We start from the raw sequence: 16835 nt of genomic DNA, 5'->3' as shown, positions 1-16835 counted from the left end.
TCCCCGTGGCTTCCGGTCGCGATATGGCAGCCGAAACAGCGTTTCTCGCTGCCATATCGCGACCGCAGCACCGGGCGTCGATCGGAGCACAGGCGTCGGGCGGAGCACAGGCGTCGGCCGGACGACCGGGGGCTCACACGTGGTCGCGCCAGGAGTGCTGCGGGGCGTAGCCCAGGACGCGGCGGGCCTTGTCGATCGACAGCAGGGTCTCGTTCGGAGCCACCGCGCGGGTGACGGGCACGTCGGGGAAGACCTCGGCGAGCAGCTCGGCGTTGGGCCGCGACATCACGGTGTCGGCCGCCGCGATGATGAACCGATCGAAGCCCACCGGCGCGTTCTCGAGCGCCCGCTCGATCGCCTGGGCCCCGTCGCGGGCATCGATGTAGCCCCACAGGTTCCACTTGCGGCGCAGCGCGTCGGTGTCGAAGTCGGGGAACTCCGCGTAGTCCTCCGGCACCATCACGTTGGAGAACCGCAGGGCCGTGATCGACAGCTCCGGCTGCCACCGCACCAGCTCGGTCGCCAGCTGCTCCTCGAGCGTCTTCACGAGCGAGTACACGGATTCCGGACGCGGCGGATACTCCTCGTCGACCGGCACGTAGGGAGGCGGCGCATCGAACGGCAGCCCCAGGACCGTCTCGCTCGAGGCGTAGACGATGCGACGGATCCCGAGCCGCACGGCGGCCCAGAACACGTTGAACGTCGCCGGCATGTTGTTGTGGAACGTGGCGACGTCGGTGCGGATGCCGGGGGCCGGGATCGCTCCGAGGTGCACCACCGCGTCGATGCCGTCGTGCGTGTCGTTCACTCCCGCGAAGGCGTCGACGACCTGGCCGTAGTCCGTCAGATCGACCTGTACGAAGTCCGGCTCTCGGGCCCCCACCACGTCCATGCCGATGACCTCGTGGCCGCTCGCACGGAGTTCCCGTGCCACGACGCGTCCGAGCTTGCCCGTTGAACCGGTGAGAGCGATGCGCATGTCACCAGGGTGCCATGCCGACGGAGTGGCGGACGCCCACGCCGTACACTCGTCGGCGTGAGTGACACGAGCAACGGCCGCGGCCGATCCATCGGCGTCCGTGACGTCGCCGCCCGGGCCGGGGTGTCTCGTCAGACCGTGTCGCGCGTCTTGAATGACCACCCTGACGTCGCTCCCGAGACGCAGGAGCGCGTGCGCGCGGCCATGGCGGAGCTCGGGTACCGCATGAACAACGCCGCCCGGGCGCTGGGCACCCGACGGTCCCGGACTCTCGGGGTGTTGGCGTCGGACGCCTTGCAGTACGGTCCGTCGCGGAGTCTTGCCGCGCTCGAGGCGTCGGCGCGGGAGGCCGGCTACTGGGTGAGTGCCGCGTTCGCCGACGCGGCGGATGCGGAGGCCGTGGTCGCCGCGGTCGATCACCTCGTCGTGCAGGGTGTGGAGGGGATCGTCGTCGTCGCCCCGCACGCGCAGACACTCGAGGCGCTCGCCGCGCTCCGGATCGGGGTGCCCGTCGTGACCCTGCACTCGGCCGGGCTCGGTGAGACGGGGCTGTCGGTGGATCAGGTCGCGGGTGCGCGGCTGGCGGTGGCCGCGCTCGCGGACGCCGGGCACACGCGGATCGCGCACCTCGCCGGGCCGACCGACTGGCTGGAGGCGGAGTCGCGCGCCGACGGATTCGCCGCGGAGCTCGCCGCCCGTGGCCTGACGCCCGGCCCCGTGATCGCGGGGGACTGGTCGGCCGGGTCGGGGCACGCCGCGGTCGAAGCGGTGCGACGGTCCGGCGTGACCGCGGTGTTCGCCGCGAACGACCAGATGGCGCTGGGGTTGCTGAGCGCCTTGCACGAGGCGGGGCTCGACGTCCCGGATGACGTGAGTGTCGTCGGGTTCGACGACACTCCTGACGCCGCCTACTACTGGCCCGCTCTCACGACCGTGCGCCAGGACTTCGACGAGTTGGCCCGGAGGGCTGTCGCTGCGGTGATCGGGGACGGAGCCGCGGCCCCCTCCGATCTCGCCGCCGTGGCGCCGGTGCTGGTCTCGCGCGCCTCCATCGCTCCTCCGCGCTGAGAGCTGCGCTCGCCGGGGCGGCGGGTTGACGGGTGCCGAGCAGCCGTGACAGACTTCCGTGACCGGTCACAGTGACCGGTCACGACGATCGAGGTAGCCGTGAGCGACGACGCCCCCACCTTCGCCCCCGACATCGAGAGGGCGATCGCCACCGTCCGCGCGGATGTGTCCCGCCTGCACGGCGAACTGGTCCGTTACGGGCTGGTCGTCTGGACCGGAGGCAACGTCTCCGGGCGTGTCCCCGGTGCCGATCTCTTCGTGATCAAGCCGTCCGGGGTGAGCTATGACGACCTCGCGCCCGAGAACATGATCCTGTGCGATCTCGACGGGAACGTGATCGCCGGCACCGAGGGCAGTGAACGCTCACCCTCGAGCGACACCGCCGCGCACGCCTACGTCTATCGGCACATGCCGGAGGTCGGCGGAGTCGTGCACACGCACTCGCCCTATGCGGTCGCCTGGGCGGCGCGCGGCGAGGAGATCCCCTGCGTCATCACCGCCATGGCCGATGAGTTCGGCGGTCCGGTGCCGCTCGGGCCGTTCGCGATCATCGGCGACGACTCGATCGGTCGTGGCATCGTCGAGACCCTCAGCGGCCATCGTTCGCGGGCGGTGCTCATGCAGAACCATGGGCCGTTCACCATCGGCGCCGACGCGAAGGATGCGGTGAAGGCGGCGGTCATGGTGGAAGATGTCGCTCGCACCGTGCATCTCGCCCGGGAGGCGGGGCCCCTGATCCCGATTCCGCAGGCAGCGATCGACAGCCTCTACGAGCGTTACCAGCACGTCTACGGCCAGAGCACGGACTCCCGGCGATGAGCGCGCGCGACGACATCGCCGCCGGCCGCACGAGTCTCGGCATCGAACTGGGGTCGACGCGGATCAAAGCCTGCCTGGTCGGCTCGGACCCGGCCGAGGTGCTCGCCACCGGAACCTTCTCCTGGGAGAACCGCCTCGAAGACGGCCTGTGGACCTACGCGCTCGACGACGTCTGGACCGGGCTGCGAGCCGCATATGCCGGGCTCGTGGACGACGTCGAGCGGCGGCACGGCATCCGCCCTGAGACGTTCGGGGCGATCGGCATCTCGGCGATGATGCACGGCTACCTCGCCCTCGACGCCGACGGTGGGCTGCTCGTCCCGTTCCGCACCTGGCGCAACACGAACACGGGGCCCGCCGCCGCCGAGCTCCGCGCGGCTCTCGGGGTGAACATCCCGCTGCGCTGGTCGATCGCGCACCTGCATCAGGCCGTGATCGATGCGGAACCGCACCTGCCCCGCCTCGACTTCGTCACGACGCTCGCGGGGTACGTGCATCACGCACTGACCGGCGAGCGGGTCCTGGGGGTGGGCGACGCCTCGGGCATGTTCCCGATCGACGCGGCCACGGCCGACTACGACGCGGGGATGCTGCGGTCCTACACCGAGCTCGCGGGCGATCGGCTTCCCACCCCGCTGACCGCGCTGCTCCCGGCGGTGCGGGTGGCGGGGGCGGCGGCAGGGACGCTCACCGACGACGGTGCCGCCCTCCTCGACCCCACCGGAGCGCTGCGGCCGGGCATCCCCCTCTGCCCGCCCGAGGGGGACGCCGGAACCGGGATGGTGGCGACGAACGCCGTGGCTCCGCGCACCGGAAACGTGAGTGCCGGCACGAGCATCTTCGCGATGGTCGTGCTGGAGCGGCCGCTGGCGGAGCAGCACGACGAACTCGACCTCGTCACCACCCCGGCGGGAGACGCCGTGGCGATGGTGCACTGCAACAACGGGGCCAGTGAGCTCGCCGCGTGGGCGGGCCTGTTCGGACGCTTCGCCGCAGCGGCGGGGCAGCCTCTCGACGAGGACGCCGTGTTCGACGTGCTGTTCCGTGAGGCACTGGTAGGAGAAGCTGACGCCGGCGGGCTGCTCGCCTACAACCACCTGGCCGGAGAGCCGATCGCCGGGCTCGCCGCCGGGCGACCGCTGTTCGTCCGCACGCCCGACAGCGACTTCCACCTCGCCAACTTCGTGCGTGCGCAGGTGTACGGCGTGTTCGGCACCCTCGCCCTCGGTATGCAGGTTCTCACCGCGGAGGGCGTGGAGCTGGACAGGATGCTCGCCCACGGAGGCATGTTCCGCACCGCCGGGGTCGCCCAGCGGTTCCTCGCCGGGGCGCTCGCGGCTCCGGTCGCGGTCGGCGACCTCGCCTCGGAAGGCGGGGCATGGGGCATCGCGGTGCTCGCTTCCTACCTCGCCGCGGCCGACGAGTTCACGCTGGGGGACTACCTCGACCAGCGGGTCTTCGCCTCGGCATCCGTCGCTGTCGTCGACCCTGATCCGGCGGACGTCGCCGGCTTCTCGTCCTACCTCGATCGCTACCGCGCGGGTCTGGCCGTCGAGGCTGCGGCCGTCGCATCCCTCTGACGCATCTGCGCTTCACTCGAAAGGCACGCCCCATGGCTCTCACCACCTCGCTCGACGGCTACGAAGTCTGGTTCCTCACCGGCAGTCAGCACCTCTACGGCCCCGAGACGCTCGCGCAGGTCGCGGCGCAGTCCCAGGAGATCGCCCGGCTGCTGGATGAGTCCGCCGAGATCCCGGTGCGCATCGTCTGGAAGCCGGTGCTCACGGATGCGGCGGCCATCAAGCGGACGGCGCTCGAAGCCAACGCCGATGATCGGGTGATCGGTCTCGTCGCCTGGATGCATACCTTCAGCCCTGCGAAGATGTGGATCGCCGGCCTCGACGCCCTGCGCAAGCCCCTCGCCCATCTGCACACGCAGGCGAACGTCGAGCTGCCCTGGGCCGACATCGACTTCGACTTCATGAACCTGAACCAGGCCGCGCACGGCGACCGTGAGTTCGGATACATCCAGACGCGCCTGGGCGTGCCGCGCAAGACCATCGTGGGGCATGCTTCCGACCCGCGTGTGCGCCGGGAGCTCGGCACCTGGCAGCGTGCGGCCGCCCGGCTGGCGGCATCCCGCGATCTGAAGCTCGCCCGTTTCGGGGACAACATGCGATTCGTCGCCGTGACCGAGGGTGACAAGACCGAGGCGGAACTGCGCTTCGGCGTGCAGGTCAACACCTGGGGTGTGAACGAGCTAGCGGATGCCGTCGCGGCAGCATCCGACGGTGAGATCGACGCGCTGGTCGCCGAGTACGAGGAACTGTACGAGGTCGCCCCCGAGCTCCGCCGCGGCGGCGACCGGCACTCCTCGCTGCGCGACGGTGCCGCGATCGAGCTCGGGCTCCGGTCCTTCTTGGAGGAGGGCGGCTTCAGCGCCTTCACGACCTCGTTCGAAGATCTGGGCGCCCTGACGCAGCTGCCGGGTCTCGCAGTGCAGAGACTGATGGCGGAGGGCTATGGCTTCGGCGCCGAGGGAGACTGGAAGACCGCGGTGCTCGTGCGCATCGCCAACGTCATGGGCTCCGGTCTCCCCGGTGGCGCGAGCCTGATGGAGGACTACACCTACGACATGACGCCCGGCGACGAGCTGATCCTCGGCGCCCACATGCTCGAGGTCTCGCCGTCGCTGACCACCGCGAAGCCCACGCTCGAGATCCATCCGCTCGGCATCGGCGGCAAGGACGACCCGGTGCGACTCGTCTTCACGGCGGACCCGGGGCCCGCGGTCGTCGTCGCCCTCAGCGACATGCGCGACCGTTTCCGTCTCACCGCGAACGTGGTCGAGAACGTGCCACCGCGCGCCGCGCTGCCCAAGCTCCCGGTCGGGCGTGCTGTCTGGAAGCCGCAACCGGACTTCACCACGAGTGCCGCCGCGTGGCTGACGGCGGGGGCCGCACACCACACCGTCATGTCGACCGCGGTCGGCATCGAGGCGTTCCGCGACTTCGCCGAGATGGCAGAGGTCGAGCTGCTGGTGATCGACGACAGCACGACGCTGCCGGAGTTCCAGAAGCAGGTGCGCTGGAATCAGGCGTACTACCGCCTGGCGCAGGGGCTCTGATGGTGGCGCCTCGCTCCGGTCGACAGCGGCGTCTCACCGGCCACGGCTATGCGGCGGAGATCGCGAGCGTCGGCGCTACTCTCCGGACGCTGACGTTCGACGGGCGCGACCTGGTGGTCCCCTTCGATGCGGATGAGGTGCGCCCGGCCTATCGTGGGGCGACACTCGCTCCCTGGCCCAACCGCATCGTCGACGGACGCTACCGGTTCGCCGGTGCCGAGCACCAGCTGGCACTGACCGAACCGGAGCGCGGCCAAGCCCTCCATGGACTCCTCGTCTGGGTGGAGTTCGAAGATCGCCTCGTAAGCGAGGATCGCGTCTCACTGGCCGCTGTGATCGAGCCTCAGGCCGGCTACCCGTTCCGCATCGAGGTCGAGGTCGACTATCGCCTCGATGCCGATGGACTGCACCAGACCGTCACGGCGCGCAACCTCGGTGCGGATACGGCGCCGTGGGGTACCGGACCGCATCCTTACCTCGTGGCCGGGCCCGGACGCGTGGACGACTGGACGCTCACCCTTCCGGCATCCGAGGTGCTGACGGTTACCCCGGAGCGGCTGAGCCCGGTCACCGTGGAGTCCGTGAGGGAGCACCCGGAATGGGACTTCCGCGAGGGGAGGCGGATCGGCGGTGTGTTCATCGACCACGCGTTCACCTCGCTCGCTCGTGCCGACGAGATCGCGGAGGTCCGCGTCGTGACAGCTGCGGGGGAGGGCGTCGGGATCGCGTGGGACCGGCGGTGCCCGTGGGTGCAGGTGCATACCGCCGACACCCCCGCCGTTGCGTCGACCCATCGCATCGGACTCGCGGTCGAACCGATGACGTGTCCTCCCGATGCCTTCAACTCCGGCGTCGACCTGGTGACCCTGGCGCCGGGCGAGGCGCACGCCGCCTCGTGGCGGATCTTCGGGATCTAGAACCGGGCGGCCTCCGGTCGCGAAAATGCATGGCTCCCGGCTCAATTCGGTGCCATTCCGCGACCGGAGCGAAGGGCGGCACGTACGCGGCGCACGAGCACCTCGGGCTGAGCGAGCAGAGGCGCCGTCACCTCGATCACCGTCCACCCCGCCGCACGCAGCGCCGCGGCACGCTCGACGTCCGCCGCCCACTGCGCGCCGTGCATCATGCCGTGGTACTCGATGAGCACCCGGTGTCGGCGGTAGACGAGGTCACCGCAGGCCAGGAAGACACCATCCTCGACGATGTCGACGTTGAGCTCGGGCTCCGGCAGTCCGGCCTGGACCAGGAGGCAGCGCACCCGACTCTCACGCGGCGACCAGGAGTCCTCGCGGATCAGCGGGAGCGCTTCCCTCAGGTTGCGGATTCCGACGCGGCGCCCTGTGCTCAGGGCAGCTTCGAGCTCAGCGATCGTCGTTAGCGGTGCCCGCCCCGGTGTAGGGCGACCATGACCGGAGCGCCAGGCGCGGCAGAAGTAGTCGCCGAGTGCGACGAGATCGAAGATGGGCAGTCGGCCGAGAGCGGCCCAGGTGGTCGCGGGATCCGAGAGACGGATGCCCTCGAGGTGCGTCGTGGCCGTGCGATCCTCCTTCCCGCGATGCCTGACCACGCCGCGGACCCGGGATAGTGGGCCCGTGCCGATCGTGGTGACATGCACGCCGAGCGCGTCCGCCTCCGCGATAGCCCCCTCCAGGGTGCGGGTCAGGGGCAAGGGAGCACCCCAGAGCGCAGCCGCCGATTCATGGCTGATGTGCTGCCGCTCGTGCATGCGGTGGGCGTAGGCCCGGGCGGCGGTGACACGCGCATCCCGTTGGCGTCGGTACGGGTCCGGCTGTTCTGAGCGGTCTGGAGGGAGTCGCCGCCGTACGGCCGGGAACGGGCGCTCCAGATCGTCGGCGCTGAGTCGGCCTCGTCCGACCCCCGCGCGATATGCGGCTCGCAGACTGAAACTGTCGCCGAGGTTCGGAGGAAGGGGGTCTCGTGTGCGTCCCATCCCTCGACGCTGGCACCGGACGCGTGCCGCGTGGACGGCTCTCCCCAGGGTTGCTCCTCCTCCGGTCGCGATATGTCAGCTCTGGGAGGCGAATTGGCTGCCAGATCGCGACCGGAACGTGGGGTGCGTGCGCCGACAAAACCGGCTGTGGAGGACGGGATGCGGATCGGCTGTGGAGGACGGGATGCGGAACCGGCTGTGGAGGACGGGGCGGGGACGTGGAGGGGCGGGTCAGAGCAGCGCGGCAGCCTGACGGGCAGCGCCCAGGGCGACGTACTCGCCCGCGGCGGGCACCTCGACGGGGATGCCGAACACCTGCGGTGCGATCTCCCGCACGGCCTCCGACTGCGCCCCGCCGCCGATCAGCAGCCCTCGCCGCAGCGGCACTCCCGCCTCCCGCAGGGCGTCGAGTCCTGCGCGGAGCCCCGACAGCATGCCCTCCACCGCGGCGCGCGCCAGGTTCTCGCGCGTGGTCGAGGCGAGGGTCATACCGCTGAGGGTCGCCGTGGCATCGGGCAGGTTCGGGGTGCGCTCACCCTCGAAGTAGGGGACGAGCGAGAGCCCTGCCGCTCCGGCCGACGCCGACAGAGCCAACCTGCTGAGCTCGTCATGGTCGACTCCGAGCAGGGCCGCCGTCACGTCGAGCACCCGCGCCGCATTGAGCGTGCAGACCAGGGGGAGGAAGTGGCCGTCGGCCGACGCGAACCCCGAGATGATGCCGGACGGGTCGGCGGAGGGCTCCGCGCTCACCGCGAAGACCGTGCCGCTGGTGCCGATCGAGACCACGACGTCGCCGGGGCCCGCGCCGAGTCCGAGTGCGGCCGCCGCGTTGTCGCCTGCCCCCGGCCCGACCCGGCGGCCGCTCGCATCCTCCACGGATTCGTCCGCACCGAGCACGCGCGGCAGCACGACGTCGTGTCCGAGGGCTGCGATCAGCAGCTCGCGATCGTAGCGTCCGGTCGTGGGGCTCCAGTATCCGGTGCCGGACGCATCGGAGCGGTCGGTCACGAGCTGATCCAACGCGGGTCCGAGGGGCGCGCTTTCGGCCCCTGCCGGTCCGTAGCCGCGGAGTCGCCACGTCAGCCAGTCGTGGGGGAGGGCGACCGCCGCCACACGAGCCGCGTTCTCGGGTTCGTGGTCGCGCAGCCAGCGCAGCTTCGAGATCGTGAACGACGCCACCGGCACCACGTTCGTGCGCTCGGCCAGCTCCTGCGCACCGAACTCGGCGACGAGGTCGGCCGCTGCCTCCGCGGAGCGCGTGTCGTTCCAGAGCAGCGCATCGCGGATGACGGCGCCCGAGGCGTCGAGCGCCACCATCCCATGCTGTTGCCCGCCGATGGCCCACGCCGTGATGTCATCGAGACCCCCGGCAGCCTCGATCGCGGCGGTCAGTGCGGACCACCACGCTTCAGGATCGACCGAGGTGCCGTCGGGATGAGGGGCGCGACCGCTGCGCACCACCGCTCCCGTCTCGGCGTCGACGACGACGACCTTGCATGCCTGCGTCGACGAATCGACGCCGAGGACGAGCGCCATCAGCCGATCACCGGGCGCCCAGCAGGTGCTCGGTCGCGAGCTGCTGGAGGCGGACGAACCCGAAGCCCTTGCCGCCGAGGTAGGCGTCGGCATCGAACTCCTCGTAGGCGCTGCGGTCGGCCAGGAAGGCGTCGTAGGACTCGCCCTCGTCGAGCGTCGGCGTCGAGAGTTCGGCGACCTTCGCGGCGGCCAGCGCCTCCTGCACCTCGGGGTCGGCGCGGAAGGCCGCAGCACGCTCCTTCAGCAGCAGGTAGGTCCGCATGTTGGCGGCAGCCGAGTCCCAGACCCCCGTCTCGTCCTCCGTGCGAGAGGGCTTGTAGTCGAAGTGACGGGGGCCCTCGTAGGCGGGCACGCCGTTCGGGCCGCCGTTCTCGAGCAGGTCCACCAGGGAGAAGGCGTTGTGCAGGTCGCCGTGGCCGAACACGAGGTCCTGGTCGTACTTGATGCCGCGCTGGCCGTTGAGGTCGATGTGGAAGAGCTTGCCGTGGTACAGAGCCTGGGCGATGCCGGCCGTGAAGTTGAGACCCGCCATCTGCTCGTGTCCGACCTCGGGGTTGACGCCGACGAGCTCGGGGCGCTCCAGGGAGTCGATGAACGCGATCGCGTGGCCGAGGGTGGGGAGCAGGATGTCGCCGCGCGGCTCGTTCGGCTTCGGCTCGATCGCGAACCGGATGTCGTAGCCCTTGTCGGTCACGTAGTCGCCGAGCAGGTTGACGGCCTCCCGGTAGCGCTCCAGCGCGGCACGCACGTCTTTCGCCGAGTCGTACTCCGCGCCCTCGCGACCACCCCACATGACGAACGTGCGCGCACCGAGCTCTGCGCCCAGGTCGAGCTGACGGAACACCTTGCGCAGCGCGAAGCGGCGCACCTGGCGGTCGTTCGAGGTGAAGCCGCCGTCCTTGAAGACCGGGGCGCTGAACAGGTTCGTGGTGACCATCGGCACGACGAGACCCGTGTCGGCGAGCGCACCCTTGAGGCGGTCGATCTGCGTCTGGCGCTCGGCATCCGTCGACCCGAAGGCGAACAGGTCGTCATCGTGGAAGGTGAGACCGTAGGCGCCGAGTTCCGCCAGCTTCTCGACGGCGTGCACGACGTCGAGGGCCGGACGCGTCGGACCGCCGAAGGGGTCGGAGCCGTTGTATCCGACGGTCCAGAGACCGAACGAGAACTTGTCGGCGCGGGTCGGGGTGAGGCTCATGATGCTCCTTCGCACGGGCGCACGGCGGCGTGCGCGTATATGTTGTTGACAGCAACTTATACGGAGAAGAGCAGGATGTCCAGCCTCCTAGACTGAGACACCGAGCGGGAATGCGAGGACCACGTGACCGAACCCGGGGAGGGCGCCGCCGCCAAGGACGCGAACGGCGGGGTGCGTGCCGGCAACCTCGCCCGTGTGCTCCGTCTCGTCCATCTGGGCGGCGAGCAGTCGCGCGCCCAGCTGACCGCCGCGACCGGACTGAACCGCTCGACCATCGCGGACCTCGTCGCAGAACTCGCCGGTGACGGCTGGGTCGTCGAGCGCGAGCCGGGACCGGTGGGCCGGGTGGGGCGCCCGTCGCCCGTGGTCGCCGCAGCTCCGACGACGGTCGTGATCGCCGTGAACCCCGAGGTCGACGCGGTCGAGATCGCAGCGATCGACCTCGCGCGCACGATCGCGGTGCGGGAACGGATCGAGTCGACCTCACTGCTCGGTGCGGACGAGGTGGCGCCCCTCGTCGCCGGAGTGATCGACCGCTGGACACGCGGTGCGCTCGCAGGGATGCGCGTGATCGCGGTGGGGGTGGCGGTGCCCGGTCTGGTGCGTGCCGCGGACGGACTCGTGCGCAATGCGCCGCACCTGGGATGGACCGATCTGCCGTTGCGTGCATCCATCGCCGCGGCGACCGGGCTCCCGGTGGCGGTGGGCAACGATGCGAGTCTCGGTGCGCTCGCCGAGCACCTCTTCGGCGCCGCCCAGGGCGTGGACGATCTCGTCTACCTCAACGGCGGCCCCTCCGGCATCGGCGGGGGGATCATCGTGCACGGGGCGCCGGTGGGCGGTGTGGGCGGATTCGCCGGTGAGTTCGGCCAGAACCGCGTCGACGTCTCCTCCGATGCGGTCCTGGAAGACGTCGTCAGCAGGGCGCGGTTGCTGGCGGCGCTCGGTCTCGCGGTGGCGGACGAGGCGACGCTCGCCAGCGCGCTCGCCGCGGCTGCCGATGAGGACGCCGTCCGCGCCGAGTGCTCTCGCCAGCGGGCCTTCCTCGCGCAGGCGATCGCCGACGCCGTCAACATCCTGAACCCCTCCGTCGTCGTCCTCGGCGGATTCCTCGCCCTCCTCGAGAGCGTCGACGCGGAGGGCTTCGCCGCGGACGTGGCAGCTCGAGCGATGACCGAGAACGCAGAGGGACTGCGCATCCTCCCCGCCTCCCTCGCGGCAGACCGCCTGCTGCTGGGTGCCGCCGAACTCGCATGGACGACCGCCCGCGTCATCTGACACCCCCTCCGAGAACACCCTGCAGTCGCGGAGAGTCGGACACTACGCTGAGTCACGTGACGAACTCGCGCGACATGGTCCACATCCCGGGCGGCACGTTCCTGATGGGGTCCGAGGATTTCTACCCCGATGAACGCCCGGTGCACGAGCGTGAGGTCGCCTCGTTCTTCATCGACCGCTATCAGGTGACCAACGCGCAGTACGCCGAGTTCGTGGACGCGACGGGGTACGTGACCGTCGCCGAACGGGAGCTCGATCCGGCCGCGTTTCCGGGCGCCGACCCTGCCGACCTCGTGCCCGGAGCGATGGTCTTCACGCCGACGTCGGGACCGACGAATCTCGGGGACTGGCGCAACTGGTGGCGTTGGCAGCCCGGAGCCTTCTGGCGTCGACCCTTCGGACCGGACTCCTCGATCGACGACCGGATGCAGCATCCGGTCGTGCACGTCGCGTTCGAGGACGCGGTGGCGTACGCGGACTGGGTCGGGATGCGGCTGCCCACCGAGGCCGAGCACGAGTACGCGGCGCGCGGCGGCCTGGAAGGCGCGCCGTTCGCGTGGGGGGACGAGCCGTACCCGGGCGGCGTCGCCCAAGCGAACTCCTGGCTCGGTCGTTTCCCCTACGACAACCAGGGTGTCGGCGGCACAGCGCCCGTCGGCTCCTATCCGCCGAACGGCTACGGCCTGTACGACATGATCGCCAACGTCTGGGAGTGGACGACCGACTTCTACACCCCGCGGCACCTGCGTCTCTCCGACACCCCGGTCGATGCGGGGAAGCGGACGAACCTCCTCGCCGCAGCGAGCGCGCAGGAGGGCTTCCCCGGCATCCCTCGTCGCGTGCTCAAGGGTGGATCCCACCTGTGCTCGCCGGACTACTGCCTGCGGTTCCGGCCTGCCGCGCGCTCGCCGCAAGCGGAGGACACGGGGATGTCGCACATCGGGTTCCGCCTCACCCGCTCCGAGTGAGGCGTCCTGGGTTTCGGCCCGTGGACCTGTTTGGCTTCGACCGAGGGCATCCGCCCCCTCTCACCGGTTGAAGCAAGGAGTCACCCATGGCCGAGAAGCCCAATATCCTCATCATTTGGGGCGATGACATCGGCATCAGCAACCTGAGCACGTATTCCGACGGTCTGATGGGCTATCGGACGCCGAACATCGATCGGATCGCCGATGAGGGCGTGAAGTTCACCGACTACTACGGCGAGCAGAGCTGCACGGCGGGACGTGCGGCCTTCATCACCGGCCAGAACCCCTATCGGACCGGACTCACCAAGGTGGGGATGCCCGGCGCGAAGCTGGGCCTCCAGCCCGAGGACCCCACGATCGCGGACGCGCTCAAGCATCACGGCTACGCCACGGGGCAGTTCGGCAAGAACCACCTCGGAGATCGAGACGAGCACCTGCCCACCGCGCACGGCTTCGACGAGTTCTTCGGCAACCTCTACCACCTCAACGCGGAGGAGGAGCCCGAGCATCCGGACTACCCGACCGACGAGGAGTTCCCCGGCTTCAGCGAGAAGTTCCGCCCGCGCGGTGTGCTCCACAGCTGGGCGAACGCCGACGGAACGCAGCGGATCGAAGACACCGGACCGCTGACCAAGAAGCGCATGGAGACGGTCGACGAGGAGTTCCGCGATGCGGCGGCGGACTTCATCCGCACGCAGGCGGACGACGACACCCCCTTCTTCGTCTGGTTCAACTCCACCCACATGCACTTCCGCACCCACACCAAGGAAGAGAGCAAGGGGCAGGCCGGACGCTGGCAGTCGGAGTACCACGACACGATGATCGATCACGACGGCGTCGTGGGCAGTCTGCTCGACCTCCTCGACGAGCTGGGACTGGCCGAGAACACGATCGTCATGTATTCCACCGACAACGGTCCGCACATGAACAGCTGGCCGGACGCCGGCATGACGCCGTTCCGCAACGAGAAGAACTCGAACTGGGAGGGCGCCTACCGCGTGCCCGCGATGGTCCGCTGGCCGGGTCACATCCCCGCCGGGACGACGCTCAACGGGATCGTGAGCCACAACGACTGGTTCGTGACCCTGCTCGCGGCTGTCGGCGATACGGACATCGCGGAGCGGCTGAAGTCGGGCACGGAACTGCACGGGACCGAGTTCACGGTGCACCTCGACGGCAACAACCAGCTCGACTACATCACCGGTGCCGTCGATCAGAGTCCGCGCCGACACTTCTTCTACGTCTCGGATGACGGCGACCTCACCGCACTGCGCTTCGACAACTGGAAGCTCGTGTTCCTCGAGCAGCGCGCCTCCGGGACCCTGCAGATCTGGCAGGAACCGTACATCGAGCTGCGATTCCCGAAGCTGTTCAACCTCCGCACGGATCCCTACGAGCGGGCGGACATCACGTCGAACACCTACTGGGACTGGGTGCTCGACCGGATCTTCCTGTTCGTGCCGGCGCAGGCATATGTGGCGCGCATGCTGCAGACCCTCGCGGAATTCCCGGCCCGGCAGGAATCGGCGTCGTTCACGATCAACCAGGTCATGGAGAAGCTGGAGGCGTCGACCGCCGGCAGCTCCTAAGCCCCCCTCCCGCGAGGCTCCGGTCGCGATATGGCAGCCAGAAATGGCCCGGAGGCTGTCATATCGCGACCGGAGCGACCGGAGTGGGGCGGAGCGGGGGTCAGCTCCGGGGCGGGCCGGAGGACTGACGGATGATGAGCTCGTGCGCGGTCGTGATCGTACGGGCCTCATCGCTCGCCGGGCGAAGGATGAGCGAGACCGCATGCTGCCCCATCTCGAACATCGGGATCCGCGCGGTGGTGAGCGCGGGCGCGACATCCGGTGCGACGGCGATGTCGTCGAAGCCGACCACCGACATCTCTTCCGGCACGCGGATGCCGTGCTGGCGCAGTTCGCTGAGAATGCCGATGGCCATGGCGTCGTTGAGACCCACGATGGCCGTCACGTCCCGATCGAGCAGGTCTCTGGCACCCGCGATGCCGCCCTCCCGGGTGAACTCCTGTGAGACCACGGTGAGTTCGACGTCTGTGTCGGCGGTGCCTTCGCGCAGACCCGCGATGCGGTCGGCGACCGTGTTGAGGTCGAGGGGTCCGGCGACGACGCCGATGCGGCGGTGTCCCAGCTCGGCGAGGTGACGGCCGACGGAGATACCGGCGCGGTGGTTGTCGGGGAGCACGGCGTCGACCGGAAGGTGGTGTCGACCGATGACGGCGGCGCGGCCACCGGCGAGGGTGAAGTCCAACAGGGCTTCGGACATGCCCAGCTCGCGGCGGTGGTCGGCGTAGCCGGAGCCGGCGATGATGATGGATCCCACGCGCTGGCGCAGCAGGGATTTGACCTGAGCGAGCTCGCTGTCAGGAGTGCGGTCGGCTTGTGCGATCTGCACGGAGCGGTTCTCGAGCGTCGCGCTGCGGATCACACCGCTCGCGATGTCCGAGAAGTACGGGTCGCCGATCTCGTGCACGACGAGGCCGATCGTCGGGACGAGGCCGCCGGCGAGTCCTCGCGCGTGCATGTTCGGTTCGTAGCCGAGCCGATTGGCGACCGTTCTCACGTGTTCGGCGACCTCGGGCGATATCCCCGGTCCGCCCGTCATCGCCCGCGACGCACTCGCGAGGGAGACCCCTGCGGCTTCGGCCACATCAATGAGTCGTGGCGCGCCTTCACGCTTCACGAAACCTCCCCCTGTGGAGCAAGATCAACGCTGATTGCGAGGTAGGTTGCTCTTCGTTCTTCGATCCCACTATAGTGGCGGAAGCGCTTACGAAAGCGCTTTCGCTACGATGACGTAGGAGACTCGGATGACTGCACCCAGACACGGTCGACGGATCGCTGCGGCGATCGGGACGCTGTCGATCGCCGCGCTCACGGTTTCGGCCTGCTCGGCCCCCGGCGATGAGGCGGAGGGAGGTGGCTCGGACGATCCCATCGTCATCGGCATCTCGCTGCCGCTCACCGGCGACTTCTCCGAACCGGGCAAGGGTGTCGAGCGAGGCTACGAAGCCTGGCGCGACATCGTGAACGAGAGCGGGGGTCTCCTGGGCCGTCAGGTCGAGTTGAAGATCCTCGACGATCAGTCCAATGCCGACCGGGTGGTCTCGGACTACGAGTCGCTGATCGCCCAGGACGGAGTCGACCTGGTGTTCGGTCCGTTCTCGACGCGACTGGTCGTGCCCTCGGCGCGCGTCGCGCAGGAGTACGGGATGTTGTTCGTCGAGCCGGCCGGCGCTGCCGAGGAGGTCTTCGAGCAGGGTTTCGACAATCTCTTCTACGCGGCACCGGCCATCGCGAACGACCACTACAACAACCTCGCGGACTATCTGCTGGCACTTCCTGAGGACCAGAGGCCGGAGACGGCCGCGGTCGCGGCCATGGACGACCCCTTCGCCCAGGGCACCGCCTACGGACTCCGGGACAAGCTCGAAGAGGCCGGCGTCGAGATCCTCGTGAACGAGGTCTACCCGCCGAACACCACGGACTTCTCCACGATCGCCGCGAAGATCGCGCAGTCGGATGCCGACATCGTGATCGGCGGCACGCAGTATCAGGATGCCGTCAACCTCATCATCGCGCTGCAGCAGCTGAACTATCAGCCGGAGCTCGCGGCGTTCTCGACCGCTCCGACGAATCCGGAGTTCGCCGCCGCGATCGGTGGTGCGACCGAAGGCATCCTCGCCCCCACGGGGTACTCGCCGAAGTCCCAGTTCCCCAGCAACATCGAGTTCGTCGAGAAGTACACCGAGATGCACGGCAACCCGCCGTCCGAGGACGAAGCCAATGCCTACACGACCGGTCAGGTCGTCGCGGCTGCGGTCGAGGCCGTCGGCTGCGCCGAGCAGGGGGACTGCCAGCAGGAGCTCATCGATTGACTGCGGGACAACT

Annotated in this window: 14 protein-coding genes; 9 read left to right on the top strand and 5 right to left on the bottom strand. The window is 69.5% G+C overall.

Annotated elements, in window-relative coordinates; all coding sequences use genetic code 11:
• Positions 1-133: 133 nt before the first annotated feature.
• Entirely contained in the window at positions 134-979 is an 846-nt protein-coding gene (locus tag FGL91_RS01730) for an NAD-dependent epimerase/dehydratase family protein (protein ID WP_153242898.1), read from the bottom strand.
• Positions 980-1036: 57 nt separating this feature from the next.
• Here FGL91_RS01730 and FGL91_RS01725 point away from each other — a divergent pair, with 57 nt between their 5' ends.
• The 5 genes from FGL91_RS01725 (at position 1037) to FGL91_RS01705 (ending at position 6910) form a co-directional block, all read left to right on the top strand.
• On the top strand, positions 1037-2047 hold the full coding sequence (locus FGL91_RS01725; RefSeq protein WP_153242897.1) for a LacI family DNA-binding transcriptional regulator: 1011 nt from the start codon (positions 1037-1039) through the stop codon (positions 2045-2047).
• Positions 2048-2146: 99 nt separating this feature from the next.
• The gene (locus FGL91_RS01720; RefSeq protein WP_131492292.1) at positions 2147-2866 is read left to right on the top strand and encodes an L-ribulose-5-phosphate 4-epimerase; all 720 of its coding nucleotides are present in this window, start codon (positions 2147-2149) and stop codon (positions 2864-2866) included.
• The gene (locus tag FGL91_RS01715) at positions 2863-4446 is read left to right on the top strand and encodes a xylulokinase (protein WP_131492293.1); all 1584 of its coding nucleotides are present in this window, start codon (positions 2863-2865) and stop codon (positions 4444-4446) included. Before FGL91_RS01720 ends, FGL91_RS01715 begins: the two co-directional genes overlap by 4 nt.
• A 32-nt stretch (positions 4447-4478) precedes the next feature.
• Complete coding sequence (gene araA, locus FGL91_RS01710) at positions 4479-5993, top strand: L-arabinose isomerase (RefSeq protein ID WP_153242896.1); 1515 nt, start codon at positions 4479-4481, stop codon at positions 5991-5993.
• The gene (locus tag FGL91_RS01705; RefSeq protein ID WP_153242895.1) at positions 5993-6910 is read left to right on the top strand and encodes an aldose 1-epimerase family protein; all 918 of its coding nucleotides are present in this window, start codon (positions 5993-5995) and stop codon (positions 6908-6910) included. The genes araA and FGL91_RS01705 overlap by 1 nt, the downstream gene beginning before the upstream one ends.
• A gap of 41 nt (positions 6911-6951) precedes the next feature.
• Here the strand turns inward: FGL91_RS01705 and FGL91_RS01700 are convergent, their stop codons facing one another.
• The 3 genes from FGL91_RS01700 to xylA all read right to left on the bottom strand — a co-directional run bounded on the left by FGL91_RS01700 (position 6952) and on the right by xylA (position 10678).
• Entirely contained in the window at positions 6952-7944 is a 993-nt protein-coding gene (locus FGL91_RS01700; protein WP_153242894.1) for a DUF559 domain-containing protein, read from the bottom strand.
• 231 nt (positions 7945-8175) lie between these two features.
• Positions 8176-9480, bottom strand: coding sequence for a xylulokinase (gene xylB / locus FGL91_RS01695; RefSeq protein ID WP_153242893.1), 1305 nt, complete (start codon positions 9478-9480; stop codon positions 8176-8178).
• 7 nt (positions 9481-9487) lie between these two features.
• Positions 9488-10678, bottom strand: coding sequence for a xylose isomerase (gene xylA / locus FGL91_RS01690; RefSeq protein ID WP_131492297.1), 1191 nt, complete (start codon positions 10676-10678; stop codon positions 9488-9490).
• 123 nt (positions 10679-10801) lie between these two features.
• Here xylA and FGL91_RS01685 point away from each other — a divergent pair, with 123 nt between their 5' ends.
• The 3 genes from FGL91_RS01685 (at position 10802) to FGL91_RS01675 (ending at position 14513) form a co-directional block, all read left to right on the top strand.
• On the top strand, positions 10802-11956 hold the full coding sequence (locus tag FGL91_RS01685; protein WP_153242892.1) for an ROK family transcriptional regulator: 1155 nt from the start codon (positions 10802-10804) through the stop codon (positions 11954-11956).
• 74 nt (positions 11957-12030) lie between these two features.
• Entirely contained in the window at positions 12031-12924 is an 894-nt protein-coding gene (locus FGL91_RS01680; RefSeq protein WP_131492330.1) for a formylglycine-generating enzyme family protein, read from the top strand.
• Between the two features lie 86 nt (positions 12925-13010).
• Positions 13011-14513 (top strand): arylsulfatase, encoded by a 1503-nt coding sequence (locus tag FGL91_RS01675; RefSeq protein WP_153242891.1) that lies wholly within the window; start codon positions 13011-13013, stop codon positions 14511-14513.
• 100 nt (positions 14514-14613) lie between these two features.
• Here the strand turns inward: FGL91_RS01675 and FGL91_RS01670 are convergent, their stop codons facing one another.
• Positions 14614-15627, bottom strand: a complete 1014-nt coding sequence (locus FGL91_RS01670) for a LacI family DNA-binding transcriptional regulator (protein WP_047524432.1) — start codon at positions 15625-15627, stop codon at positions 14614-14616.
• A gap of 127 nt (positions 15628-15754) precedes the next feature.
• On the opposite strand from FGL91_RS01670, the gene FGL91_RS01665 reads away from it, so the two are divergent.
• Positions 15755-16822, top strand: a complete 1068-nt coding sequence (locus tag FGL91_RS01665; protein WP_227991806.1) for an amino acid ABC transporter substrate-binding protein — start codon at positions 15755-15757, stop codon at positions 16820-16822.
• The last annotated feature ends 13 nt before the right edge of the window (positions 16823-16835 follow it).

The sequence above is a fragment of the Microbacterium sp. CBA3102 genome (genome assembly GCF_007954505.1).
Lineage (GTDB): Bacteria > Actinomycetota > Actinomycetes > Actinomycetales > Microbacteriaceae > Microbacterium > Microbacterium aurugineum.
This window is presented reverse-complemented; position numbering and strand designations above follow the sequence as displayed.